Below are 26,882 nucleotides of genomic sequence, written 5' to 3'. Positions count from 1 at the left end.
GACAAACGTCTCGGCTTTTCATTAGACCTTTTCATCTAAACTATTGAAATACTCAACTTTAATGTCTTTATCAGTAATGATTAACTTGGTAATACTACCATTCTTAGCCGGCTCACCAATATCAAGCGCTGGATTATACCGATCAACAATGGACCGAATGGTCATCCCATGAGAAACGATCAGGATCTTGTCACCATCCTTGGTGTTTTCTCGGATTCGATCAATTCCACGATCGACTCGTTTCCAAAATGTCTTATTGTCCTCCGCGTTGTTGTACAAATCGGCTCTGGCAATCAGGTCACGAGCTTTCTCAAGACCAAAGTTTTTGAGCACCCCGGCTTCAGAAGTCGTTTTGACCTGCTCACCAACAAATTGCCACATCTGCTCCAAGTTTTCACCCTCAAAGTAGCCGTGGAACTGTTCTCGTAACTCGGGGAACTGATAACTAATGATATTGATGTTATTGTTATTGGCCTGCAAAATATGGCGGGCAGTTTGAATGGCTCGACCAGAATCACTACTAAAGGCCGCATCAAAATTGATGTCTTTCAGCCGTTCACCAGCGTTATCGGCGTCTTCAAGTCCTTTTTTGGTCAAAGGTGAATCAATCCAACCCTGTACCTTGTTATAAAGATTCATATAGGTTTGTCCGTGTCGTACTAAGTATGCAGTTACTTTCATAATTTATTACCTCACTCGTTTCCTTAACTCTAACCCAATTATAACAAAAAAGCATTCCCAGAGTATTTTGGGAATGCCAATTTTTATTTATTTCGTTTGCGATAGAACAGCCACTCGCAGAACGCGCCAACAATTCCGACTATCGTCAAAAGCAATCCAAGGATTAGTCCAGGGGTGCGGTAATGGAAGTGAAGAGTGTGCTTACCAGGCTTTAATTTCACTCCAGTAAGACCGTCAGCAACCATCAGCGTCTTGACCTTCTTTCCATTCTCAGTCACGTGCCATCCCTTGTCATAAGGAATACTCAATAAGAGCACGTTGCGCTTTGAAGTTGTCTTTACGTGACCAGTGAAATCGGATCCCGAAAGTTTCAGGTTCTCAGGATGATCCACTCTTAGCTTGTATGGCTGGGTCTCATCCACAAATTGGTTGAAAGCCACACCGTCTAGACCAGAGAAGCTCTTTAATAGGCTCTTCTCTTTTAGACTATTAGAAGAAATAATCTTAACCGTAAATTTCTGTCCCTTATCAAAGTGACCTAAATTAACGTTTTCAGTCCCAATCATGCGGTATCTTTCGGGAATCTTCTTACCATTCACAAAGATTTTATCCTTGTAGAGGTTGGCCTGACTCAGATACATGTATTGGTCACCGGAAATAGCTGGATTAACCGTCAAATTGTACTTGTATCCGTCCACCGTATCCATTTGCCTAGTATCGTATGGATCAACCGTCTGATAACGGTATTTACTAGAATTATTAACGGTGACCTGGGCCTTATGCATGAACTTCTTTTTGGTACCGGACTCGTCTTGCACAAAGCGATTCAGGTTCTTAAAAACATGCCCTTTGTTCAGTTTGGTCTTAACAATCCGATCAGAAACCGCATAGCCTAGTCCACTGTAGCGTTCATCCTTTTTATTGATCGTCTGACCATTCTTCAAAATGGTCAACCGGTTGGTAACCCCAAGCAACTGGTCGGTAATTGGTGAACTACCAATCACGCTAACCCGGCGCACGTTTCTTGACGATAATCCGAGATTAGAAAGGACCGCTTGAGTATGCATGTTTAGAGTGGAACTATAACCACTCACCCCACGGTAATTAAAGATAATCCCATCATTATATTGGTTGTAATCCTGATCAAAGATCCCACTGTATAGTTGATTATTCACGTCATTACGATGGAACGTCGTTTGATTCTTCTTATTATCAACTTTTTGGTCAATAATGCCCTTAGATTGGTTGTAGGCATTTTCAAATTTCTTTTGGTTTCCAAACATTGCGGGAGCATTTCTAAACGCATCAATCCGTCGCCCCTGAAGTGAGAGATAGAGGTTAACTCCCATCTCAACACACAGGACTGCGAAAAGCAGGTACCAAATCTTTTTGCCGTAGCGATTCGTTGCCATTAACAACAACGTGGTGACTAAGACAAAGATTAAAGCGTAGATCAAGTGAGAATTCCCAGCAATAAGCTGAATGCCATACTGATGCATGTGGTTAAATAAGGCCACCAAATCACCACAACCGTACCCAATTACTAACAGGAAGGAAACGATTAAACCAGCATTTCGGACCACCTTGTTGTCCTTAAACGCTCCGTTAATGTAGGCTTCGTAGGCGAACATGATGGTCACAAAGCCAAACATGAAGGCTTCTCGATACGGGAACCCAGCTGGATTTTGGAACATGTGCCAGATGGTGTTGAAAGTTGTAATCCACATGCCAACGAAGATTGCTCCAACCAGCCAGAAGGAAGCGTGTTTCTGTCGTTTCGTAATTTTCTTTGATAACCAGAAAACCAGGAGTCCCATGATGAAGATCGTGCCAACAAAGATACTGGGGTCATGTGACAAACGTCCCATAAAGTTATTGGCTCCAACCCCAAGATTAACAAAGACTGCGGGGCTAAACCTTGGATAAGGCAGAAAGTCCCAGATCTTGAACAATCCCTTACTGGTCGAAAGCATCCCCACGATTGATGGAATCAGCATGAAACACGACAATAGGGCGGCAATGATTGAGCTAACGACGTACTTGCAGGTCATGGAACCATGAACTTTTAGGTAATGCCAAAACCCAGTTTTAGCTGGACGGTTCAAAAAGACAAGATAAACAAAGTAGATCACGGAGTAAATACACAGCATGTAACCCATGTAGTAGTTCATGATAATGATGGCCGTTAAAGCGACGACGTATCCGCCCCACTTGCCCTTATAAAACAGACGCTCAATTCCAAGAGTCAGAAGCGGCAGGATCATTAAGGCTTCCAGCCACATGAAATCATAGAAGTAGAGAGCAACGTAACCACTCAAACTGTATGCTACGGCAGCCATGATCTGCACCATGTCCTGTCTGTGATACTTCACCTTCAAGAAGAAGGCCATTGACCAACCAATTAGTCCAATCTTAATCAAAATGATAATTGAGATCAGAATTGGCATGTGAACGACACTGAACCATGAGACTAGCAGGTTTAGAGGACTCATGAGGTAGTAAGTGTAGATCGGGACGGTGTTATCACCAATCGACACCAAAAACGAGTACGCACTAAAGGTATGATGGAGCATCTGATCACGAAGTAACTTAAAAAATGGCATGTACTGCGTGAGCAAATCACTGATAAGTAGATTATGGTTACCAAACGGTGTTATTCCGTAAATTGCGAAGACGATGGAAGCAACTACGACCGGAATAATAAAAGCGGCCGCGTAGTATTTCCAAACATGCATTTTCTTTTTCATAGCTAAAAAATCCCTCGATATTAATATTTGTAAAATTATGTAACCACAGTTCATTGTATTATATTTTTGTGACGTAACCTAACAAATGTGACAATTCTTTAAGAATAATTTGTTAGTTCAATCATTTAACGCTAATGTCTTTGACAAAGCCAACGGGTCTTCATAACTAGGATACGTCAATTATTCCAATTAACTTCCCTTGAAGTTAAATATCTTACTAAATTACGTCATTTAACATTTCAATGGTGGCTTATTTCTTAAATTTTGGTAAAATGAATTTAAGCTTAGGCTAATAAATAAAAAGGAGTGTTCATATGTTTAGTAAAACAAAAGGCTTTGACCCGTTTTCATTGGTTATCGGAATCTTGAGTGTCATCTTATCACTCTTCATTTTGAAGAATCCATTGAACTCATTTAAGGCATTAGTTTTCGTCATTGCCATCTTGTCAATCGTTGAAGGTATCTTCAAGATTGCTGAAATTTCTCAACTAGACAAATCATTAGGGATGTCACCAGTTTGGCTTGTCATTAACGGTGTGCTTGATATCATCATTGGTATCTTAATCTTCTTAGACCCTGCCGTTGGTGGAATCTACATCTGGTTGATGTTATCAATCTGGTTCATCATCGATTCATTGTTTGAACTATGGTACAGTCGATTTGCCGAAAGAAACCACAAGGGTTACTTCTGGTTTGAAGTCATTCTTGGTATTATTGGCTTGATCTTAGGAATTGTTCTATTATTCCAACCAGCCATGGCAATGTCAGTTGCATTATTCTTAGTAGCATTTTACTTCATGTTCTTTGGAATTTTGTTAATTGTTCGTTCATTCTAATCAAAAATAAAAGATCGCGGATTCGCGATCTTTTTTTGTACCATTAATTATTTGCGATCCTTATTTGGTTCTTCAGGACGGTCACTACGTTCGATGTGTTTATGAATCTCTTTTCCATCGGTTGAACGGTTTTCATGGCCACGATCCTTTTTGTGATCGTCTTTTTCTAATTTATGCAATAAGTTCTTTTCTTGTTTTTCACTAGGTCTTCTGTCACTCATACTAAACCCTCCTCTTCTGTTTATACGTTCCTATTATATCATTATCACCGTGGCTTTCATAAAGAATCATTTCCAAAATGGTTTAATTGCCTTTTGAAAAGATTAATGCTAGTTTCTAGATAACGAAAATGAAGGAGAAAATACTATGAAATATGGAGTTACTGCCGGAACGGGTCGTTTCGGTGAACGTGCTATCTTGGGCCTGATTCGGTTGGTTCCCGTCGAAGACATCGTCGTAATCGCTAGAAACAAGGAAAAAGCAAAAAAGATGTATCCTGCGGGAGTTGAAATCAGAAGGGGTGATTATAACGACACCGAGAGCCTAAATCAGGCCTTGAGTGGAATTGACAAGCTCCTGTTCGTCTCATCACAGCCCGATCCAGAACATCCCCGCTACGTCCAACACGAAAATGTGGTCAACGCCGCCGTCAAAGCTAAGGTTAAGTTTATTGCTTATACGAGCTTCCCTCACGCCGACATCGCCAAGGTGCCACTGGCAGAGGACCACGCCAAGACCGAACAATTAATCGAGGCAACCGGCATCGACCATTCCTTTCTTAGAAATAACTGGTACCTAGAAAACGACCTCGACGTAATCAAACGTTCCGCTAAGGGAGCGGACTTTATCTTCTCCGCTGGTGACGGCAAAGTGGGTTGGGCCGAAGAGAAATACTACGCGTTTGCGGCAGCTAAAGTCATGGCAAGTGACGAAAAAACCAAGGATGTCTATGAGTTCTATGGCAACGAACACACCTACGCCGACCTAGCAGCCTCGATCGTTGCCAACACCAACAAAGACTTTAAAGTTAACTTGTTAAACGATGACAACTACCGCCAAGCTTTAGCAAAACGTGGCTACGACAAGGACTCAATTGATTTCATGATAGGCGTCCAAGACATGATCAGGGCCGGAGTTTTGGATGAAAACATCGACGAACAGGCCGTCAAATTTGGGATGACTCATCAAGAAATCCTAGAAAACAATACTGACAATGATCCGGACCTACCACAGGTCATTGGTAGACCACTACCAACCCTTGATGAACAGGTCAAAGATTTACTGTCCCCTAAACCATCATACGAAATCTAAGTAAAAAAAGTTCTTTGATTAAAATTTTAGTCAGAGAACTTTTTTAAACCCATTGATTGCATGATTTATCCAAGTGTATTAACTTAAACTTAATTAACTACTAAACTTTCTAGCAGAATCGAAGTGAACAACCATGCGGCAAGAATCACTTTTTAATAATCAAGACCAAAACGTTCCCTTAGCCAGTCGGGTTCGTCCCAAGACTTTAGACCAGTTTGTGGGACAGCAAAATCTCCTTGGAAAGGGAAAAATCTTAAGAGAACTAATTGAAAACGACCAGGTTTCTTCTATGATTTTCTGGGGACCACCTGGGGTCGGTAAAACCACGTTGGCCGAAATCATCGCCAGAAAGACGCAGTCGAACTTTTACAGTTTCAGCGCGGCCGACAGTAGTATCAGTAAGATTAAAAAAATTATGCGGCAGGCCGAGCAGGATCAGCAAATTGGGCAAAAAACAATTGTCTTTGTCGACGAAATTCACCGTTTCAATAAAGCCCAACAGGATGCCTTTCTACCCTACGTTGAGCAAGGTAGCATCATCTTGATTGGGGCCACTACCGAGAATCCGTCGTTTGAGGTCAATTCCGCCCTCCTATCACGTTGTAAGGTCTTCGTCCTGCACGCCTTAAAACCGTCCGATGTGGTAACACTTTTAAACAACGCCTTAAAGAACCCGGACGGCTTTGGCAAACAAAACATCAAGATTGGCAAAGATGAAATTAACGAGATTGCTAATTTTGCTAACGGTGACGCCCGTAAAGCGTTAAATACCTTGGAAATGGCAGTCCTCAATGGTGACAAAAAAGACGGTGTAACTACCATTACACTTGATGGCCTGAAACAACTGATCGGTAACAAGTTTGTGCTGTACGACAAAAATGGCGAAGAACACTACAACATTATCTCAGCTTTGCATAAATCGATGCGTAATAGTGACGTTGACGCTACTATTTACTGGCTTTCTCGTATGTTAGACGGTGGAGAAGACCCGCTTTACATTGCAAGACGACTGGTGCGGTTCGCAAGTGAAGACGTTGGCTTAGCCGATACCAATGCCTTAAACGTCGCTATTAACGTGTTTCAGGCCTGCCAGTTTCTAGGAATGCCCGAGTGTGACGTCCACCTCGTAGAGGCCGTGACGTACCTCTCACTCGCACCAAAATCAAACGCCCTCTATAAGGCACGACTGGCGGCCAAGAAAGACGTCAAAGAAACCGCTGATGATCCCGTTCCCCTCCAAATCAGAAACGCTCCCACCAAATTGATGAAAAACTTGGGCTATGGCAAAGGGTATGAACTTGCACATAACTATCAAGACAAACTGACGACGATGAAAACAATGCCACCATCGGTTGAGGGTCACATCTACTACAAACCCACGAGCGAGGGTCATGAGATCCGGTTTAAGGAACGCCTCGAACAAATCAAGAAGTGGCATGAACAACACGATAATAAAAATTAAGAAAAAAATTGCCAACCCTGATTAAATTATCGGGTTGGCAATTTTAATTTACTATAATTTAAAAAGAATCGACGCTACTAATAATTAAATAACGCCCCAAATACCACTAGTACCAACATAATCAGACCGAGAATCCAGAAATTAGCCGCAAACAAACCAATCGTAGCGGCTAATAGAAACATCAACAAAAGACAACCACAAGCGGCACTGCTGATAAACTCAAACAGTAGCCAGACCAGAAACAAAAAAATAAAGATTGATATTGCAACAGTCATTTTTCGCCTTTCTAAGATACGATTAATTCATACACTTTATATTTAAACACAAAAAATGAACCTCTCAAAGTTCCTTTAGAGATTCATAATATTACATAATTTAAAAGTAAACAACCAATTATTCTAACGTACTGTGAACAGTCTCATTAGAATAATTCCTACTTGTTATCAAGTAACTGCTGAAACTGCCCCATGGTATCATCAAACTTCGGTAATTTACCAGTATCTTGGGCATTTTCAACAATCTTAATGACCAAGTCGTTGAATGGAGTCTTGATTCCATATTTTTTGCCCGTCTCGGCAATCACCCCATTGATGTCATCAACCTCAGTCTTTCTACCCTTCTCCAAATCCTGCAGCATGCTGGCCTTTAGATTCTTACTGTTATTCATCGCGGACTTCAGGTATTCCAACTGTGCTGGTTCATCATTGGGATGGTCGATAGTAAGCGAACTGAGGTCATGATTTCCCATTTTGGCAAATTGCACCCTGTCAGCATGACCGACCTTTAATCCTTCTTTGACGATATTTAGCGCACTCTTTAAGCCAATCTCATTGTCAGCAACCTGGCCAAAAGTAGCATCACTTGCGGCTGATAACCCACTAAACGATGAGTTAACCAAAAGTTTAGACCATTTGGTTCCAAGTAAGTTATCGGAAATGGCGGTGCCACCAACGTGACTCAACACGTCTTTGACCTTCTTAATGCGGTCGGTATCCTTCCCGTCAAGTTCACCAATCTGAAACGCCGCATTTTCAAAGGCAGGAAGTGCCGTGGTCAATTCCGACTCCGTGTGGTTAAGTTGGGTACCACCAAATTCAACGGAACCAGCAACGATGTTTGCGGGGCCAATGACCTTTGAAATCGCAATTTCTGGAACCCCGTTTTGAAGTGAAACCAAGGTTCCATCCGGTTTCAATACTTCTTTAACTTTGGGGAGAACTTCACCATTATGAGTCTGCTTGGTCAAAAGTAAGACAAGATCATACTCGTCCGATTTTAATTCATCTGGGGTCTTGGCCGATACAGGAACGGTAAAATTAGCCGTACCAGTGACCGTCGCACCCTGATCATTTAAATCCTTAACGTGCTGGGGATTGTCGGCAATCAAATCCACGTTGTCTTTGCCGTATGCTTTGGTGAGATATGCACCAATAATGGTCCCAAGTGAACCAGCGCCATAGACTGCAATTTTCATTATTACCATACTTCTTTCTTTTTTTGGAATACATGGGAAGTATGTAGCTGTAAAGCGGGAATGTCAAAAATGTGGGCTTATGAAAAATCATTAATGATATCTTGTGAATTAGATTTTCTAATAAAGCAAACCATAAACAATAAACTAACCAACACCACAATCGACATCGTTGTAACAGCTGAGACAATCTCACTAGCGGGAAGGACTTCATGGATTCCATTACTAGCTGAAGTAGTAAAATTCCACAAGAAGTGCATCAACATCGGAAAAAGAACGGTTCTGGTCCGAAGATAAATCACACCATTAATGATTCCCATTGCGATCGTGAACAGGACCTGAACCAGCGTTACCCATAATCCTTGATGAAGGGTTTCAATATTAATTAAGTGAGTTCCCGAAAACATCAGACTACTAATCGTGACCGATATGAGGCAAATAAGATGGGTTTTATTTTTTAGAACGGGAAGCAAGATTGACAATAACATGGTCAAAATGACTCCTCTAAAAAGAAATTCCTCTAAAATGCCTGAGCCTAACGAAATTATCAATGGCTTAATCATTGACGTTCTAAATAAATCTACGGAAAATAGTTGCAATACAACTAAGCAAATAAAAATTAGTATTATTACATCAATTATCCACTGCTTTTTAAATGGAACGTTTGATTTTAAGTAAACTGGTTGTTTTAACCACCAAAAATTCACCAAATAGAAAAACAGAAATAAACCAACGTATGTAACCGCGAATACGGTGATTCCCTTATCGGTAAGTTCATAAATTAAGTGAACACATGGAAATGACAGTAAAATCGCAAAGTAAAACACAATTAATTGAAATAAATGATTTTTGGTTAACGACTTAATTGAAAACACATCCTTAAGTATTTAGGTATAAAAAATGAGTGTTGATAAGCACTCACTTTATCTTTTAATAAAACATCATTTCAGTATGAAGTTTATTTAATCATGATTATTAACTAACTCATTGTACTTCTTATAAAAACCCTTCGTATCCGTATACGCCAAACGATACAACTCATAGTACTTGTTATACTCTTTATGTATTTCAGGATTGGGTTCAATCTTTTCATTAATTTTGACCCACTTTTGGACCGCTTGAGGTTGAATTTGATTCAATCCAATTCCAGCCAGAATGGCACTTCCGAGGTCAGCTTCACCGCCAGAATCGGTTGTCTTGACAGTCTTACCTGTCACGTCTGCAATGATCTGGACCATTTTTTTAGAACTGCTAACGCCACCCACCAGGGTAAACGAGTCGCCAATGTGATCACCAAACTGTTCAATACTCTGACGAACCGAGTAGGCAATGGCCTCCTGAAACGCCTTAAACAACTCGTAACGTTTCGTCGTCATTGAAATCCCAAAGATGGTTCCACGAACGTTGGAGTCCCAGACCGGACTGCGTTCACCCATAAAGTACGGTAAAACAATCAAGCCATTACTACCAGCGGGAACGTGCTCACTTTCTTCGTCCAGCATTTTCGTGCTGTTATTATTATCAACTTCCTGAGCGAATTCTCGGGTGAACCACGCAATGACCGCGCCAGCCGTGTTAGCTCCGGCAAAGTTATAGTAGTATTCCTTCGGTTTATAAGCGTAAGGCCAAATAATCAGATTGTCATCTTTAAGTGGCTTATCGGTCACAAGCGCCGCATTCATTGACGTTCCTAGCGCAATCGTCATACGCCCCGTTCCAAGAACGCCAGTTCCGACCGTTGCTGGTCCAACGTCAACTCCAGTATTAAAGATTGGTGTCCCCGCTTTAACGCCTAATTCCTGTTCCCACTCGTCAGTGACTTGACCGGCGACATCCGTGCTAGCAATCATCTTCTGTGGTAATTTATTTAAATCGATGCCTAATTTAGTGGCCAGTTCAGGTGACCACTCATCATCATTAATGTTGAAAATTCCAGCTAAATTACCAGCCGCGGAATAATTAATGCTGATATTTCCCGTTAACTTGTAAATGACGTACGATTCAGGTGGCAAAAATTGATAAGTGTCGCGGTACAACTCCGGCTTGTTTTGTTTCAGCCACATAATTTTAGTGTAACCGTAGTACGGATCGGCCAAGTTGCCAGTGATGTCCATCAGTTCTGATTTACTGACAAGTTTCAATGCCTCTGCAGTTTCTTTTGTAGCCCGACGATCCATCCAAATCAAAGCGGGACTGAGTGGCTGACCACTTTTGTCAATTGGAACCCCAGAACCACCGTAGAGACCATCGATGCCAATACCAATGATGTGGGTACTATCGATTTTTTGGGCCAATTTTTTAATCAAAGACGTCACTGCCTGAAGCCAGTCGTCAGCATTCTCTTGCGCCCACTCTGGATGTGGGGTTTCTAATTGATATGAAGCTTTGTCTTGAGCAATAATTTCACCAGTGGTAGTCATCAAGATGGCTTTGGTGCTTGAGGTGCCGATGTCAATTCCTAAAATATATTGGGTCATGGAAAGTCTCCTTTGCGAAATAAAGTGAGCTGTTTTGATGACTTAAGTTTAGCTTATTGAGAGTAATTTGTTAATGAGTGAACATAAAAACAATGTATCTCAAAAATAAATATTACAATTCCATCTCAGTTGCTAGCTTGTGATTATCATGATGTTCAATTACTAGCCTTTCAAAAGCACTTCTATCCCTAGCCATCTGAAACAATGCATCTTGTTGGGTACTTTGCACAATATGGTTATTTTCAATCTGGTTCAGGGTTCCATATCCCATTCCCAAAGTTTTAGCAAAGTCCCTACTAGACAATCCATAACTTTTCCTGAGTTTTCTAACATCTGTTGGCACCATGAATCCCTTTAATTTACGGTAAGCATCAAATATCTTATGAATATTTTCGTCTGGATCATTAAAATCCAGCCATTTTTCACCTGATTCATCAACGAGAAAATGTTCGTTAACATTAACATCTACACCCTTAAAATTGACAGTTTTATTTTCGTAGACATCTTGGTATTGACCAGTTTGGTCTGTTTCTGGATTATATAATAATTTCATCATTATTTTCTCCCTTCTACTTATAACGATAATGTATTGGATATTCAGCAATATGAATTGAAATCCAATATACTGAATTCTTCTTCAATTGAAATTTTAAATACAAATCATAATTTAATCTAGTTAACCCGAATACCCAAATGTCTCCAGAAATTGGTGGAACGTGGTTGTCACTTTCCGGACCACAAACATAATCTTTCCAAGAAAGATTGTCATAAATAAAATTCATGATTCCTACTGAATCCATCTCTAGTTTAATTTGAGTTCCCAGATTTTTAGAACGCCTGCTTACTTGCCAAGTTGATCGATTTCTTTCGATCTTTTTTAAAACACTTTTAACTTTACGCTTAGATGCATTGTTCACAGTGTTTATCACCATATCTTTCTTGGCTAATATCATTATACCATTTGTTTCTAATCAGAAACAAAACAATAAATTAACCATAATAAAAAACCACTTAGTTAAATTAATTAACTAAATGGTTTACATAGTGCATATACGCATTAATTATTTATATTCACATAGACTTTTCATAAAAATACTTTTTCTGTTACATCCTACAACTCATACGAATACTTCACATCATCCGCCTGGGCGTCCGACTTAATCAACAAGGTCTCAAATAAATCAGTCAAGCCGACAATTTCGTAAGTGTGGAATGTAATGGTATTTTCTTTCTTATCAATCTCAGTATCAAACGCATTTTCGGTAATGCGCCAGTTCTCGTTGGTCCAGTCTTCCTGATTAAAGGCCTGAAAGGCAATGTAGTTATTAATCAACATCTCACCCTGTTTGGATAACCAAGCGAGCACGTTCAAGTCAATCCCTTGAAAACCTTCCCTTAAGGCTGGCTGCAAAATTTTTTCTGGGTCGTACGGTTGAAAGACCTCTAAATCAATGTTGTCCTTAATCAAATACTTTTTAGCTCCAATGTAGCCACGTTGAAGCGAAGCAATGGTGGCCTCTTTCATCTTGTCATCCATGGGTTGCTCAAATTGACCGTAGACCTCCATGAAAGTTGAAAGAAACTTCTGCTGGTCACGCTGGACGTGGTCGTAGAATTCGTCCCCATTGTGATTCATATCAGCCGCGAGCGCCTCCACCGTCGACGGAATATCATCCCGGTTGAAGTCAACGTTGACCATGTAGACTCCGATCGCAGCGTTTGACAAATAATTATCGACGATTACGTCTCTAATTTGTTGCGGAATCGGTCTGACCTTGTTGAAGTCAAACTGATTACTATTATCATTGACTCCCGTAGCTACCAGTCGCTTAAACACTCGCCCGTTGTCTGCCTTAATAATATGTTTCATCCTAAATACTCCATTCATTATTTGATTGTGATTATGACTATACAACATCAATCATCTTTACAAAAGCGATTTTGCCACTATTTTTTATAAAATAAAAGAGACTTCACGACTGAAATCTCGATTTCATTATTTACTTTTTCGGATGCTCAAGATCCACCAAGAAATCACGGGTCATCTCGTTTGTCCGGTACGGATACCGTCCGTTTCGATCCGTCACCCGGTGAAGCGGCAACACGATCCAGATGGGACTTCTTGAAATGGCAGCTTCCACTTTATCCTGACTCACACCAGAACGGTCTGCCAAATCGGAAACCGTGACTAATTCACCAAATGGGATCTGGGCAATTTCGTTCCAGACCAACCGGTCCCCATCAGAACCGTAGCCCATAAAATCAGTTGGTAAATCAAGACTAGTTGATTTACCTCTCAAATAGTTTTTAATTGTTTTACGATACTGTAAGCTATGCTCACTATTTTTGGCGTACTCAAAATGATCATTCGTATAAAAATCAAGCAGTTGAGACACTCCTTGACCTGGACTGCTTACGAAATTCAATCCATGATCGTCAATCGTGAAGAAGACTTTATCCCCGTTAACATGAACGGAATCCCAATACAATCTTTGCATTTTTTTACCTCATCCCACTCTTTCCATATCATCATTTTATCATAAAATGTGATGGCAACCTAACTTCAGGGAAACAATTATCGCCGTCCGCGTGGTATCCTAGGGGTAGAATACGAAAAAGGAGAACGTTTATGACTAAAGAAATGAATGCCGTTGGTTACACAAAATACCTACCAATTGATGACCCCAAGAGTTTATTTGACTTCACCACCGAAGTACCCAAGCCGGAACCACACGACTTGTTAGTAAAAGTGGCTGCCGTTTCGGTTAATCCCGTTGACGTTTTCACCCGTGAAGCCCAAAAAGAACCACTAAAAGAACCAAAAATTATCGGATGGGATGCCGTCGGAACCGTTGAAGCGGTTGGCTCTAAGACTAATCGTTTCAGCGTCGGTGACCGCGTCTTCTACGCCGGCTCACACGTTCGTCCAGGTAGTGACAGTGAGTATCAGGTGGTTGACGAACGCATCGTCGGCATTGCCCCTAAGAAGTTAGACAATGCTCATGCTGCCGCCATGCCACTCACTAGCCTGACGGCATGGGAAGCCATGTTTGAACAGATGAACATCGACTTTTACGACCGTGACGAACAGAACCACAATAAGTCAATCTTAATTATCAATGGTGCTGGTGGAGTTGGTTCAATTGCGACCCAATTGGCTCATCAAGCTAACCTCAAAGTCATTGCCACTGCCGGCAAAGATGAGACGAAACAGTGGGAACTCGATCACGGCGCCGACATCGTCGTTGACTACCACGATGACATCGTTTCAAAGATCCACGACCAAGGTTTCAAATACGTTGACTACATCTTAGATTTACGTAACATTGACGCTTACTGGGACGAAATCTGTGAGTTAATTGCCCCATCTGGCACAATCGTATCAATCACTGGCTCTGGCAAGTCACTCGACATGAGTAAATTAAAAGAAAAACGGGCTCGCTTTGCCTGGGAATACATGTTCACCAAGTCTGAATTCCATACTTCTGACATGATTACCCAACACGAAATCCTGGATAAGATTAGTATCATGCTTGATGAGGGTAATCTGGTAAGTACGATGACCAAACAGTTTGGCCCCATCAATGCCGAAAACTTACGAAAAGCTACCAAGTTAGTCGAAAGTAAACAAATGATTGGTAAGGTTGTGGTGGCCAATGATGAAAATGAAAAATAATAGTGCCATAAGGGAAACCGAAGAACTAAAAAAGAATGGTCAACTCAAAGAGGCACTTGAGGGACAAAAAGACCAGAATCCTAATCACTATTCTGATATTAGTAAGGGAATTAAATAATATATAAAATTAAAATAGCAGGTTTAGATATATATCTAAACCTGCTATTTTAAAACTCTGTACTTCCAAAATTTAACTCTGTTTCATTTAAAATATATTCTTTATCATTAGGATAAAGTTTAAGATATTCACTTAAATTATTTTTAATTTCAATTTTCATTTCGTTATATGGAGACTTATTTTCAAATACTTTAAGTACGTTCAACACGGTTCCAACACTACTACGACATACTTTTTTATTAAATTTCTCTCTAGAAATTGGTAAAATATCATCACGATAAATAAATCCAGAATAATGTTTAATTCCATGAAACTTAGAACGGTGAGAAAATACTCTTCCCCCATGTGCTGTCAGATTCCGATAATTTAAAAATAAATCAAGAATATCACCAAATGATTGGCTTATTTTTAATTGAGCATCAGATTTTTTATACAAACTCAAATCCATTCCTACCATTCTAGAAACAACTTCTTGTCTTATATCTTTTTTTGATAATCTAAACCAATAAATAGCATTACCAAATGTAAAATTTTTAATCATAATCCATGGCGGAATATTATCATGTTGATTTCTATAATATAAATATGGATTATGATCCGACCTTAGCGTCCGTTTAAACGATTGTAATAATTTATTTCTATCATTCCTATTTCTATTATTCCTAGAATGTACTTTCCCAGTATTATAATGAGATTTTAAAGTGTAATGACTATCTTTATATGATAATTTTTCAGAAATTACATAAGCTAAATTCTCTTTAAATATACCCTCGAAATCCTCTAAATTTTGCAGAATGGCATTCCTAAAAGATTTATCAAGATTATATAAAGCATATATATGTTCAAATGTTGTGTCAGGCTTAAATCCATGATCATCGTCAATATTATCAATCATAAAGTTATCTTTATATCCATTAATAACTTCATAATAACCATAATCTTTTAATATATTAGCGTCTGCAGATTCATTAGAAAATAACAAATTTCTTTCCTTTAATATTGTAATTTGTTCTTCAGTAGTCTTAAACGGTTTTGAATCTTCTGACATAATAAAAATCTCCATTTACTAATATTAAATAAAAGGGGAAGCTAATAAAACATAGCCTCCCCAGTTGACTCAAACGAGTCATTCATTTGATTAACTATATTATATCGATTCCCACTCTATTATTCAAGGAAAACATTTATAAATTCCCTTAATGATCACGCATCCGACCATAACAATCCATACCAATACCGACAGAGCGACCACTACCATGAAATGCGCCGGGTTATGATATCCAACCGTCAACTGATTCTGACCAGCTTTTTCTTTGACCCTTGCTGCCCCAATATCGGAAACGCGATATTGATTACGATTAAGTTTGGTGCCGTTCAATTTAACCGTTGAATTATGGTACAGGATGACCGGAACGGTTCGATAATCATTCTTAGTCTGACTGGGATCAGCGTTCCACTTAACGGTTAAATCACCATTATGGTCTACTTGTTTTTTAAAACCATGATTATTCATGACATCAGCATGGTACTGCGATCCAACCGAATTAAAGTTGGGATTACCAGAATCATTTGGCAAGTAGTCCCCATTTGACTCAGAAACGTCACGCAAGGGTTTATCGAGGTTGCCACTTATAAAGTCAAAGCGAACCTGTTTCACGCTCAAATCCTTCTTAAACGGGCTCTTAGCTGGTGGCATGTACGCTCGTGGTGTCTCCACGTTTGGAAGGGCCCGAATCATATTACGTTTAATCGGGGAACTCTTTGGGTTATGCCAAACATCCACGCCATACTGAACGTTTGAATATGCAAGCCACAGGGAAGTGACCGTCATGACAGCTACCACGATTCCCATGAAAATTTTCATGTAGTTGTAGCGAATATCACCGTGCGATGCGCTGATTTTTTCGTACCAGTCACGACTAATCTGACTGATTGACATGAAGAAACCAACCATCAACAAAATTGCCGCATACGGAAAGAAACGGTACGGGAACTGGATAAAGTTCTGCACGTAGGTCCACTTCTCACCCATTGCGTTCCAAGGTAGCATCGCCGATGATACTAGGAGAAACAAGCCACCCACAATCGTGACCACGATGTTAGTCAAATTCTTCTTTTTGGCAATAATCATGTAACCCAACTGGAAAACACAAATCAGTGTCAGTACAATTCCAACTTCATTGGGTAAGTTATTATAAAAATTAAAATTCGCTGAATACGTACTCATGTCCTTCATCATAAACGGTGGCATGAGTTCGTTTTTCCCGAAAATGTTCAAGAAACCAACGAAGTAATTTCCAGCCAAAATCAACGTTAAGAGCACGTTCAACGCAATCTTACCCAAATACTTCCACTTAGCTCGTGAACGCCAAAGACCAACGACCGCAAACGGGACTAGCATAATGACCGTGAACAGGGCACTCAAGATGTGCATCTCAAGTAAAATCGCAACGACTAACGCTAACGTCACGTGAATTTTCTTCGGTGAACCATCCAGCAAATCGAGAGCCACCATCACCGCAAACGGCAGGACGGATGCACCCCAAGCTAGAAACTGCGCATCAGTCTGCCAACCAGTAATGAAGTTCTGAGACAAATAAATAATTGCGCCAGCTGTGGCAAAGAAACGGTTGACCTTGACACGGCGAAACAAGCCGTACGAACCCAGTCCAGCGATGACATACAGAACAAAACTCGTTACCAGTTGGAAGCTAAACCAACTCTTAGTCGCTAGCAAAACTACGCCCAAAATAAAGGCCATGTAAGGTCCATAGACTGCGTTGACAATTCGGCCAGTCTGATTGAAGCCATAGTTAGTCATGAAATAGTTGAAGTTGCCGGTCTGAAGCTGTCTTTCAACGTCATAAATGCGATTGAAATGAAAGAGCGAGTCATTTCCCAGCAGGATACTGTGTGAAAAGTACTGAATTCCAACTAGGAAAAGGGCCGCTAACAAAATTAAAAAAGCCGCTAGCGTCGTTTTAGCATATTTATTCTTCATGATTTCCTCTTATAAGTAATTGTGATTAACTTCTTAATTATCATCAATTATACACTACTTAATTGCCACAAAAAAAGACGGTTACCTATCGTACCGCCATTATTTCGCTACTTTTGATCAGAGTTCTTTTGATTGGCTTCCCTTTGGAGTTTCTTCTTCTGGTGAATGTAAACTAGCGCCATTACACAGACGATAAACGTCGTAAAGACCACTAGTAGCGCCAACAAAATCGTCCAGATTGAGGTTGGCTTGGTTAAAAAGTAAACCACGATAAAGATCACAACCAGTGGCGTTAAACCCCAGTTCGCAAAGTTATGCAGATTCTTAATCTTTTTGTTTAGTGCTTCCTCTTTACTTTTTGACTCCATTAAAAAGACTCCTTTAATTTTCCCGTTTTGGTAGCAAAATCGTGATGATCAGTTGTCCATGTGTTAAAAATTGCTGAATTTTGGGCCGCTTTAAATAAATTATCCTGTTGTTTCGTTTGAACTATTTTATCATTTTCAATCCGATTAAGCATGCTTGAACTTATCCCAAGAATTTTAGCAAATTTTCGAACCGTACAACCATATCGTCTACGAACTTTTTTCACTTCGATTGGCAACATAAACCCCTTTATTTCACGATATTTATTAAAGGCGACACGCAAATTTTCTTCAGGATCATTAAAATCAACCCAAAGTTCACCCTTTGAATCTTTTAAATAATGCATTCTTAAAGTAATCGACTCATCTTTAACTTTGATTGTTTCAGTAGGAAAAACATCTTGATAAACGTCATATTTATCTAATTCTTCATTAAAAAGCTTACGTGTCATATAATTCACCTCATTTAAAATGATAATTTATTTCACGCTTGCTAATTTTCCACTTTCCTCTTTGTTCTTTTATATTTCTTACCGCCAGACAAACCTCATGTTTATTAATAAATGTCAAAAATCAAACCACCTATAGTAGTTCAATTTAATTATAGCATATGTGTTTCTCTCAAAAAACATAGCCATAAATTCAAAGACTACGCATTTTTATGAAATACGTAGAAAAATAAGACAAATGTGTTTTGCATTAAATTTATTCACAAAAAAAGTGCTCTGTACCTCCTAGCATTCACACTAGTAATTACCAAGCACTTCAATAAATTTATGTGGCACTCTTTAAAAGACTCTCACTAGAACCACGTTGACTTATCAGTTCCATGATCTGACCAGCAATAATAAACAAGGCGACGTTGTTAGCGTAAAACATGTGGTCGGTAAAGACCCCTTCGATTAGCGTAATGATAATGATCAAGGCTAAATATGAGGCCACCGCACTATCTTTCGACAATAAACGAGCGAGGCCAATGGTAATTAAAACCATCAATATTACAAACACAATGTAGCCGTCCATGAACAGTACTCGTGAAAAGCTAGAATCAATGTAGAAGTAATGTAAGACATCACTTACCTTACCACCGTTCCCACGTTGCTTGATGTATTGACCAAACATGCCTGGCATGTACTTAAGATAAGCTTCATGAACCAGCGCCAATCGATTACTAAACAGCTTATTTAAAGTTAACCAGAGACTATCATTTTTATAAAAAATCATTGATATGATGGTCCAGAAGGCAATCAAGAGCGGCGTCAGTTCCGCCAGTATCTTCGTGTATCGATTTCTTAAGTTAATGAAAAAACATGAAAGGATGATAACAATCACGATTGCAATGTTAAGCAACAAATCGGTTCTTGAATCAGTAATCAAGTAGATGGCAATCGTTCCAACCGCCATTATTAATGAACCAATCAACTTATTCTTAAGTGATATCTTATTAATCACTAAATAACTTGCTAACGCAACGTTCAAGAAAAAGACCGCTGAGGATAACAATAATGGATAAACGAAACCTAAACTATTGCGAATTAATCCGTTTCGCGGAAATTGCAGGTTTGGCAAAATACCAAATGCGGAAAATAAAATAACTACCCCAATCACACAGATCGTAACAATTATTTCCGTTTTAATAATCCGCTTAATCGGAACGTCTTTCATACCAACGAGAAACACCATCGTATACAACAAACTTTGGTCTCTCGCAAAATGACCGTTTATGAATATGAAAGTAATTAGGACAAAAATTCCCACCAAATAAATCGGCTTTAAGTTATCAAAGAAAAAAATCTTAAAAAACACATAGACAAACGCCAACAGGAGCACCAAATGTAACACGTGTCCAATGACTGGATGCATTTTAATGATCATCGTGGTCCCAACTAATGCATCGAGGATTCCGACTACCAGAGCACACAGATACAAAGAAGATTCATGTTTTTTTAAAAAATAAATTGAATCTTTTATCATTTTTCGGTTACAACTCCATTTACGTAATTCTCATTTAATAATTTCAATTGTTTATTAGCAGAATCGTCATTAGGCACAAAATCTTTATGATTTTTATACTTAAAGTCGTATTTACATGACCTTAAAGTTACTTTACTGCCAACCGTGGCATTGCTAATCACTGGTTGCGTAATTATCGTTCCACTGAAGGGATGAATTGGCGGTTGAACGTCCATGCTAACGGGCTTATCCAGCATCGAAACATAGACGGTCTGATTTTTCCGTTTACCGTTAACTTTAATCTCATACAAGTAATTATCATCAGATTGATTAATGTTGGTAATGGTACCTGTCTCGTCAAAGTTAACTTGATTAGTTTTTTCAATCTCATTCGGGTCCACCGCTCTAGCCTTAACGTACTTAGAGCCAACAAAGAAGATCCCGATGAAGACGATTCCAATACAAACCAGCCATATACCGGTCCTTTTATGATTTGGTTTAATGCCATGGCTATTGCTTGCCTTGTCCTGATAGTAACTATTTCTGATCAGAACATATCCAAGGACTAAGATAACAAACGCTACCAGTAATATTAATAATACAAATAGTTTGCTAGATAGTAGCTCAGAGGCTTTATATATAAACCATTGCGTATTTGAATATTTGATAATACCACTCCTACTTATAAATGATAATACGATTAATGTATATATTATTTTTAATTAATAGACACGTTAATAATAATACAGATATTATAGCACAAACCACTGGATCACTTTCATAAGCTTTAAATTAATACCATTTTCACGCCTTACTAGCCAATAAAATAAACAAAAAGTTAATTTCTTGCTAAATATAAAACACAAACCGCCCGAATTGAGTATAATTGTTACATAACTAATACAGAACTGGAGTGAGAGTAGTGAAACTTTATTCATATTCATTCATTTCCCACAACTTCAATTTTACCAACTACATCTTTATTGGTTTAATCATTGTGATTGCGTTGGTAATCATTGGAACTGGGATCTTCTATTATCGAAATAGAAGCAATCTAAGATTTCGGAGTCTGTTCATCCTAGTTACGATGTTAGGGGCTCTGATTATCGCGATGCAGACGGGCCGAGTCTTTCAGCAAAAGAACGCTGATAGTCAAACCACTCAGACCGTCCAAATCATGAAGAACATCAGTAAACAGAAGAAAGTGCCACTGAATCAGATGTATTCCAGCAGCAACAATCTGGTCGATGGGATGACGATTCAGGCAGGAAAAGACGCCTACGTTGTTCACTTCAATACTGACATGACCAACTACATGGTCACGCCGACTAAGCTAGTCGCTAAGCCCCAGTATATTAATAAGGGTGGCTTCACGTGGAGTAGTAGTGACTCTCAATATTGGACGATCTTCTTGAAGTTCCTAATTGGATTCATCATGATTGTCTTACAGATTAACCTTTCTGGTAAGGGTAATCTGGCTCCATCAAACGCCGTCGATCAACTCCAGAACTATATTCTTGGTGGAATTATTGGTGGTGTTATCTACAACCAGGACATCACCCCACTTCAATTCGTCATCATTCTGTTGATCTGGTCTGTCATCGTCTTCGCAAGTAAGTTCTTGACCGGAACGAGTAACACGCTGAATAGGCTCATCAACGGAAGTCCGCAGATACTGATTCTAAATGGTGTCGTAAACGTCAACCGTGCATTGCGGAACGGTCTAACAGCTAATCAGCTTGCTTTTAAACTCAGAACTCATGGCGTTAACGACTTCAAGGACGTTAAGAACGCCACCCTTGAAGAAAACGGCCAATTGACCGTAACGTTAAACGACGAACCTACCATGAATTACCCGATTATCACCGATGGTCAACTAAACGAAAACGTTGCTCAACGTCGTAACTTAAGTGACGATCAAGTTGAACAAATGTGTGAGAAACAGGGATGCACTATTCAGGATGTCTACCTAGGTCAGTTTGGATCTAAGGGTGATCTAGACCTTGTGTTGTATCCAAAGAAAAGAAAAAGTTTGAAGAAAACTAAATAGATAGTAAATAAATAAGCCCAATCCATCTGGATTGGGCTTATTTTTGTATATATCAATTTAGACTTTTCACAACACTTTTTACAGATTCATTTGCTTTCAATATAAGATCATATAAATTACCATCATTTTTGAGCTGATCTAATACTTTTTTTCGTTCTGCTTCCGTACTATTCGCACTACTAAAAAGCTTCCGATAATTTTCAAGCAATTCTTTAGCTTTATTTTGAACTTTGGTTATATCATTATCATAATTTAAAGATGTATTAATATATTTTTTGTATGACACTGAAACAAACTGAGCATAATTGCAAATAGAAAGTATATAATTCATATTATTTACTAACTTTCTTTGATCTTCAATATTCAATATGTCGCCAGTGGATTTATCTATAATATATTCACACTCAAGAATATTAGAAGGGGCCACAAAACAAAACTTCTTATAAACATCTGATAAATCACTTATCAGATGTTGATGTATATCTTCTTTTCTGCTTTCTTTTAGTTGAAACGAAGTATTTTTCTGAGTTGTTTTAGCACCAAAATAAGCACCAAATAATCCTGAACACACAGATATTAATGACATAATTAAAGACATAGAAGCATCCATAATATACTACCCCTCCCACTTATTTTCTTAAGGTAAAATATCTTTTACTAGAGGAACTTTTTTTAATCCAAATACTAATAGTCCACATAGAATATACGTTACAACTGGCATAACAAATACATGAACCAGCCCTGACGGATTTGATTTAAAAATAACATCAAATAGTTTAAAGAATAATGGATGCAAAATATAAATACCTAAACTAACAGAAGCCATCTTTGCTAAAATGCTTTTTACATGAAGATTATTAAATAATTCAAACTTACCTACTAACAATTTAATCAAGGTAAATACACCGATCACATAGAAAAATAAGTATGGAGAATTTCCTAAAATGTTATGAGAAGCAACATCAGGAAGAAAGATTTCTGATATTAATAAGAAAGCTAAAGCGCATATACCAACAACTGAGATACAGGTTTCAATTTTTTTAGAAAAATAGTTAGTATTAATCAAATACCCCATGATAAATATCCCAATAAAGGCAGAAGCAATTGGATTTATTTGAACTTTAGTTGGATCAATCGGTAACTGATACGCTTGAATGGCATATATATAAAGAAAGTCTCCAACAAAGTTTAGAATTACAAGATAAAATAATAAATCCTTATGCTGGTCAGCTAACAAAGATAATAAAGGAACTAATAAATATAAAAGAATAATGGCATAGAAAAACCAAAATATATTATCAATGTTGTTATTCAAAAATCCCAAAATAAAATCTTTGATACTTGGATTAGGATGAGGAATTGGTCCTGGAAATGCTGTAAATTTTATATCATATAAATACCAAATAATACTCCATACAGCAAAAGGAATGACAACACGTTTAATTCTTTTAATAAAGAATGTTTTGGTATCGTATTTTGATCTATACCCAATCAAAGTTGCACCAGAATTCATCAAAAATAAGTAAATTGCTGGAATAAAAATTGCTTGAATAATATTATTTTTTAAAACAATCCCATTAGTCAGATACTGTGATGAATGCAACATCAAAACATCAAAAATTGCAATAATATTAATTACATCAATATAAGTTAATCTTTTTTTCATAATATCTCCAAATTATGTAATATTTAGTACATTTACAATAATATCAGATTTTCAATTAACAAAAAAATATAATTTTAATCCACTAAAAAGGGTAAGGAAATATTTCCTTACCCTTCTACGATTACTTGTTAATATTCTTTTCGTCTATCTATTATATCTAAATTTCTTATAAACTATCCAACTAATTAAAAGAAGCCAAGTGATAATACTAATCCATAAAGAAATAATCTGAGTCACAGTCTGCTTATAAATTACATCAATATCATTGCTACCCCTTCTTACTGGGATTCTAATCGCATTATTTTTATTCGTTTTAATTGGTACTTCTTTATTGTTCACATAAACATGAAACCCAGGATAGTACTCATTGGGTAAATTAATATACTTTAACTTGTTATCGTTTTTTATCTTGTAATGAATGGAATTAAATGATGTAGAATAACTATCTTGTTTGATACTGCCATCCTCATTCATTAATGGAATTGAATGTCTCTCTAACTTATTAATTATTGATCCAGCGCTCTTTGGAAGATAATCATAACTGGAAATTTGAGAAGATCTAGAATTAAATTCATTTATAGAAATTTTAGGAAAAGTTTTCCTGTTCATCTCTGCCTGTGCGGTAAAGATACATAATTCTAAAATGACTAATCCACTAAAAAATAAAACAAGTTTATTTTTTACGTTATCCTTATTAAATAAAATTAACAAACATTGTCCACCGATAATTGCCACTAAAAAATTAGTTATGGCAAGGAATCTGATTGGAAATTGAATAGGATACAATATTGATTGAAAAATTCCCCACGGGAATAAATTAGTTATAAGTAACAATGAAATAAAAATTTCAATTAGTATATATCTATAAAATGTTGATAAATATTTAAAATATACCAAAGCCATAACTATTATTGCTACTTCAATTAATCCAACCGATACCCCAATAATATTGTTAATATTAACGGTATTAGTAAATAAAATACTTTTACCCATTAACAAATTTCCCTTGATAGACAAATAATTTTGAATTAACGGGCCGACAAATACTAGCGATAACAGTAAACTAATAATTCCAGATATTACTAACCAAAAGATTCTTTTAAGCTTAATTTTCCAATTACTTTTTTTAATAAAAAGCATTCCAAGTGAAAGTATCATAAATACACTTAAAACAACAACTGACAAGATATGTGTAAGGATTAATAATGAAAGCCCAATTGATAGTATCCACCATTTCTTATAATCAAGACATAATATTTGATACATACCATAAAAGCAAATGGGTATAAGGATAAAAGCTATACTCTCTGCTACATTTTGAAAAACATACATGTCATTAAGTTTATATTGAGAAAAGCCATAAACAATTGCGGAAAATAAGGCTGCTCTTCTACTGTTCATTAATTTCTTAGTGACTTCATACATAGAATAAAATGTTAAGAAGTTAATGACTATAAGTGACAGTAAATATGATCTAAAAACATTTAAATGAACCATTCTAAATATTAACGCTGGATAATACGTAAAAGACGGATAAAACAGGTTTTCAGGATAGCCAAATTTTCCCATCGTTTTAGTGCTGATACTTGGGAAAATATTGAACCACTGATGTTCTTTAATAAAATAAGTTGCTTCATTCAACGGCGCTAAATGATATGGCAAATCATTAACAACATATGGATAATTCCAATATGGAACAATCATTAATAAACTTAACAAACAAAATATACTAAATATTAAGACATTTTTGTGATTATTTATAAAATCAACGGTTTTATTCATTTAATCAATTCCTTTACGTTTTTGTTAATACAAGTGGCATACACACAAAACATTACCAAATTACATAATAATAAAATTGTAGAAACAAGTACTTAAGTTCACTAAAAATCATTAGGGAAAAAGATGCTTAATAACTGGAATCTTCTTCATCAAATAAACAAACATACCACAAACAACATAGACAACAAATGGCATTAAGAAAATGTCCCAGTATGAAGAATAAGTTAAATGAAAAATCTTATTAAATGTCTCATAAAACATTAAGTGCAAAATATAAATTCCTAAACTAACCGATGAAACCTTAGCTAAAAATGACTTAATCTTCAGATTATTAAACCAATGTGCTTTGTTAATTAATCTTTTAATGACAATGTAAAATCCAATTGAATAAAAGAAAGTGAAAGGCGAACCATAGCCAGTACTACCATAACTAATTAATTTTGGCCCAAAATTTTCTGTAGAAACAAATTGAACTGCAATTACAAATATTAGTGATATCAATCCAATTATTACTAATATATTTTGAGATTTTTTATTGAAATAATTTTCCTTTAGTAAATAACCCATGATGTAATAGCCAACATAATTTGCTGTTGAAAATAAATACATAAAGGCAATAAAATATGGTGTGGTTCCTAAATTAAAAATATCATGAATAAATAAAATCAGATTATTAATAAAAACCAAAATGACAATGTAAAAAAGTGTATTTTTACTTAGATCTGCTAAAACTGGTGTAATAATATACATCGCAATAATGGCGTAGAAGAACCAGAATGATCCGTCGATATTGTTTCCAATAAAATTCTTAATAAAATCAATAATCCCTGGATTAGTGACAGGTGTAATTGCCCCTGTAAAATGACCACTACATGCAATTAAATAAAAAATCAAACTCCATGCCACTAAGGGAATTACAACCCTTGATATTCTCTTCTTCGCAAAGGTCAAATTATCATATTTATTTTTATACCCAATCAACGTTGCCCCGGAATTCATAATAAAAAGAAAAACGGCACAAATACATATCGCATGAATAACTGAAGTTATCATTAACATTGGGGTACTAATCGTTGTTCTATCATTCCAGGCAACCGATGACGCATGAAGCAAAAGAACAAATATAATTCCGATTATGTTGGTTACATCAATATAAGTTAATCTTTTTTTCATATTTTCTCCTGTATTATGTAATATTTAACACAATTACAATCATATCAAACTTTTAACTAACAAAAAACACTAGTTAAGTATAATAAAAACGCGAAGAATGACTTCTTCACGTT

Annotated in this window: 27 protein-coding genes; 6 read left to right on the top strand and 21 right to left on the bottom strand. The window is 37.3% G+C overall.

Annotated features, from left to right (window positions below):
* Positions 1-21: 21 nt before the first annotated feature.
* Both AC6UDD_RS00705 and AC6UDD_RS00700 read right to left on the bottom strand, forming a co-directional pair.
* Positions 22-681, bottom strand: a complete 660-nt coding sequence (locus tag AC6UDD_RS00705) for a histidine phosphatase family protein (protein WP_500717526.1) — start codon at positions 679-681, stop codon at positions 22-24.
* An 83-nt stretch (positions 682-764) separates the two neighbouring features.
* Entirely contained in the window at positions 765-3,428 is a 2,664-nt protein-coding gene (locus tag AC6UDD_RS00700; protein WP_500717523.1) for a YfhO family protein, read from the bottom strand.
* A gap of 314 nt (positions 3,429-3,742) precedes the next feature.
* Here AC6UDD_RS00700 and AC6UDD_RS00695 point away from each other — a divergent pair, with 314 nt between their 5' ends.
* Positions 3,743-4,264 (top strand): HdeD family acid-resistance protein, encoded by a 522-nt coding sequence (locus AC6UDD_RS00695; RefSeq protein ID WP_500693370.1) that lies wholly within the window; start codon positions 3,743-3,745, stop codon positions 4,262-4,264.
* 47 nt (positions 4,265-4,311) lie between these two features.
* Here AC6UDD_RS00695 and AC6UDD_RS00690 read toward each other — a convergent pair whose 3' ends face one another.
* Complete coding sequence (locus tag AC6UDD_RS00690; protein WP_500693369.1) at positions 4,312-4,485, bottom strand: hypothetical protein; 174 nt, start codon at positions 4,483-4,485, stop codon at positions 4,312-4,314.
* A gap of 145 nt (positions 4,486-4,630) precedes the next feature.
* Here AC6UDD_RS00690 and AC6UDD_RS00685 point away from each other — a divergent pair, with 145 nt between their 5' ends.
* Entirely contained in the window at positions 4,631-5,575 is a 945-nt protein-coding gene (locus AC6UDD_RS00685) for an NAD(P)H-binding protein (protein WP_500717521.1), read from the top strand.
* 133 nt (positions 5,576-5,708) lie between these two features.
* Positions 5,709-7,037 (top strand): replication-associated recombination protein A, encoded by a 1,329-nt coding sequence (locus tag AC6UDD_RS00680; RefSeq protein WP_500717519.1) that lies wholly within the window; start codon positions 5,709-5,711, stop codon positions 7,035-7,037.
* A gap of 77 nt (positions 7,038-7,114) precedes the next feature.
* Here the strand turns inward: AC6UDD_RS00680 and AC6UDD_RS00675 are convergent, their stop codons facing one another.
* The 8 genes from AC6UDD_RS00675 to AC6UDD_RS00640 all read right to left on the bottom strand — a co-directional run bounded on the left by AC6UDD_RS00675 (position 7,115) and on the right by AC6UDD_RS00640 (position 13,483).
* On the bottom strand, positions 7,115-7,312 hold the full coding sequence (locus AC6UDD_RS00675; RefSeq protein WP_500695384.1) for a hypothetical protein: 198 nt from the start codon (positions 7,310-7,312) through the stop codon (positions 7,115-7,117).
* 158 nt (positions 7,313-7,470) lie between these two features.
* Positions 7,471-8,511, bottom strand: a complete 1,041-nt coding sequence (locus AC6UDD_RS00670) for a ketopantoate reductase family protein (protein ID WP_500717517.1) — start codon at positions 8,509-8,511, stop codon at positions 7,471-7,473.
* A gap of 77 nt (positions 8,512-8,588) precedes the next feature.
* Positions 8,589-9,071, bottom strand: coding sequence for a CPBP family intramembrane glutamic endopeptidase (locus AC6UDD_RS00665; RefSeq protein WP_500717515.1), 483 nt, complete (start codon positions 9,069-9,071; stop codon positions 8,589-8,591).
* A 399-nt stretch (positions 9,072-9,470) separates the two neighbouring features.
* Positions 9,471-10,985 carry an FGGY-family carbohydrate kinase gene (locus tag AC6UDD_RS00660; RefSeq protein ID WP_500717513.1) on the bottom strand — a complete coding sequence of 505 codons (1,515 nt, stop codon included), beginning with the start codon at positions 10,983-10,985 and terminating at the stop codon, positions 9,471-9,473.
* Between the two features lie 112 nt (positions 10,986-11,097).
* The gene (locus tag AC6UDD_RS00655; protein ID WP_500717511.1) at positions 11,098-11,538 is read right to left on the bottom strand and encodes a helix-turn-helix domain-containing protein; all 441 of its coding nucleotides are present in this window, start codon (positions 11,536-11,538) and stop codon (positions 11,098-11,100) included.
* Between the two features lie 16 nt (positions 11,539-11,554).
* Positions 11,555-11,902: a hypothetical protein gene (locus tag AC6UDD_RS00650; RefSeq protein WP_500717509.1), complete on the bottom strand. Its 348-nt coding sequence runs from the start codon at positions 11,900-11,902 to the stop codon at positions 11,555-11,557.
* 194 nt (positions 11,903-12,096) lie between these two features.
* A complete protein-coding gene (locus tag AC6UDD_RS00645; protein WP_500717507.1) occupies positions 12,097-12,855 on the bottom strand; it encodes a hypothetical protein in 759 nt (252 codons plus the stop codon).
* A 130-nt stretch (positions 12,856-12,985) separates the two neighbouring features.
* Positions 12,986-13,483 carry a methylated-DNA--[protein]-cysteine S-methyltransferase gene (locus AC6UDD_RS00640; RefSeq protein ID WP_500717505.1) on the bottom strand — a complete coding sequence of 166 codons (498 nt, stop codon included), beginning with the start codon at positions 13,481-13,483 and terminating at the stop codon, positions 12,986-12,988.
* A 131-nt stretch (positions 13,484-13,614) separates the two neighbouring features.
* Here AC6UDD_RS00640 and AC6UDD_RS00635 point away from each other — a divergent pair, with 131 nt between their 5' ends.
* The gene (locus AC6UDD_RS00635) at positions 13,615-14,661 is read left to right on the top strand and encodes a zinc-binding alcohol dehydrogenase family protein (protein ID WP_500717503.1); all 1,047 of its coding nucleotides are present in this window, start codon (positions 13,615-13,617) and stop codon (positions 14,659-14,661) included.
* On the top strand, positions 14,651-14,779 hold the full coding sequence (locus AC6UDD_RS00630; RefSeq protein WP_500717500.1) for a hypothetical protein: 129 nt from the start codon (positions 14,651-14,653) through the stop codon (positions 14,777-14,779). Before AC6UDD_RS00635 ends, AC6UDD_RS00630 begins: the two co-directional genes overlap by 11 nt.
* Before the next feature lie 49 nt (positions 14,780-14,828).
* Here AC6UDD_RS00630 and AC6UDD_RS00625 read toward each other — a convergent pair whose 3' ends face one another.
* The 6 genes from AC6UDD_RS00625 to AC6UDD_RS00600 all read right to left on the bottom strand — a co-directional run bounded on the left by AC6UDD_RS00625 (position 14,829) and on the right by AC6UDD_RS00600 (position 20,499).
* On the bottom strand, positions 14,829-15,827 hold the full coding sequence (locus AC6UDD_RS00625) for an Abi family protein (RefSeq protein ID WP_500717498.1): 999 nt from the start codon (positions 15,825-15,827) through the stop codon (positions 14,829-14,831).
* A 123-nt stretch (positions 15,828-15,950) separates the two neighbouring features.
* Positions 15,951-17,780, bottom strand: a complete 1,830-nt coding sequence (locus AC6UDD_RS00620) for a putative glycosyltransferase family protein (protein ID WP_500717496.1) — start codon at positions 17,778-17,780, stop codon at positions 15,951-15,953.
* A gap of 107 nt (positions 17,781-17,887) precedes the next feature.
* On the bottom strand, positions 17,888-18,148 hold the full coding sequence (locus tag AC6UDD_RS00615; protein ID WP_500717493.1) for a hypothetical protein: 261 nt from the start codon (positions 18,146-18,148) through the stop codon (positions 17,888-17,890).
* Positions 18,148-18,597 carry a helix-turn-helix domain-containing protein gene (locus AC6UDD_RS00610; RefSeq protein WP_500717490.1) on the bottom strand — a complete coding sequence of 150 codons (450 nt, stop codon included), beginning with the start codon at positions 18,595-18,597 and terminating at the stop codon, positions 18,148-18,150. The genes AC6UDD_RS00615 and AC6UDD_RS00610 overlap by 1 nt, the downstream gene beginning before the upstream one ends.
* Before the next feature lie 322 nt (positions 18,598-18,919).
* The gene (locus AC6UDD_RS00605) at positions 18,920-20,119 is read right to left on the bottom strand and encodes a hypothetical protein (RefSeq protein ID WP_500717488.1); all 1,200 of its coding nucleotides are present in this window, start codon (positions 20,117-20,119) and stop codon (positions 18,920-18,922) included.
* The gene (locus AC6UDD_RS00600) at positions 20,116-20,499 is read right to left on the bottom strand and encodes a hypothetical protein (protein WP_500717486.1); all 384 of its coding nucleotides are present in this window, start codon (positions 20,497-20,499) and stop codon (positions 20,116-20,118) included. Before AC6UDD_RS00600 ends, AC6UDD_RS00605 begins: the two co-directional genes overlap by 4 nt.
* Positions 20,500-21,020: 521 nt before the next feature.
* On the opposite strand from AC6UDD_RS00600, the gene AC6UDD_RS00595 reads away from it, so the two are divergent.
* Positions 21,021-22,148, top strand: coding sequence for a DUF3290 family protein (locus tag AC6UDD_RS00595; protein ID WP_500717483.1), 1,128 nt, complete (start codon positions 21,021-21,023; stop codon positions 22,146-22,148).
* Positions 22,149-22,200: 52 nt separating this feature from the next.
* On the opposite strand, the gene AC6UDD_RS00590 is transcribed toward AC6UDD_RS00595, so the two are convergent.
* The 4 genes from AC6UDD_RS00590 to AC6UDD_RS00575 form a co-directional block, all read right to left on the bottom strand.
* Positions 22,201-22,758 carry a hypothetical protein gene (locus AC6UDD_RS00590; RefSeq protein ID WP_500717479.1) on the bottom strand — a complete coding sequence of 186 codons (558 nt, stop codon included), beginning with the start codon at positions 22,756-22,758 and terminating at the stop codon, positions 22,201-22,203.
* 27 nt (positions 22,759-22,785) lie between these two features.
* Positions 22,786-23,814, bottom strand: a complete 1,029-nt coding sequence (locus AC6UDD_RS00585) for an acyltransferase (protein WP_500717476.1) — start codon at positions 23,812-23,814, stop codon at positions 22,786-22,788.
* Between the two features lie 144 nt (positions 23,815-23,958).
* Entirely contained in the window at positions 23,959-25,596 is a 1,638-nt protein-coding gene (locus tag AC6UDD_RS00580; RefSeq protein WP_500717473.1) for a putative glycosyltransferase family protein, read from the bottom strand.
* Between the two features lie 111 nt (positions 25,597-25,707).
* The gene (locus AC6UDD_RS00575; protein WP_500717469.1) at positions 25,708-26,769 is read right to left on the bottom strand and encodes an acyltransferase; all 1,062 of its coding nucleotides are present in this window, start codon (positions 26,767-26,769) and stop codon (positions 25,708-25,710) included.
* Positions 26,770-26,882: the final 113 nt, after the last annotated feature.

The organism is Fructilactobacillus sp. X2R1C3 (genome assembly GCF_059901425.1).
The sequence above is the reverse complement of the archived record's forward strand: the minus strand, read 5'-3'. Positions and strand labels throughout refer to the sequence as shown.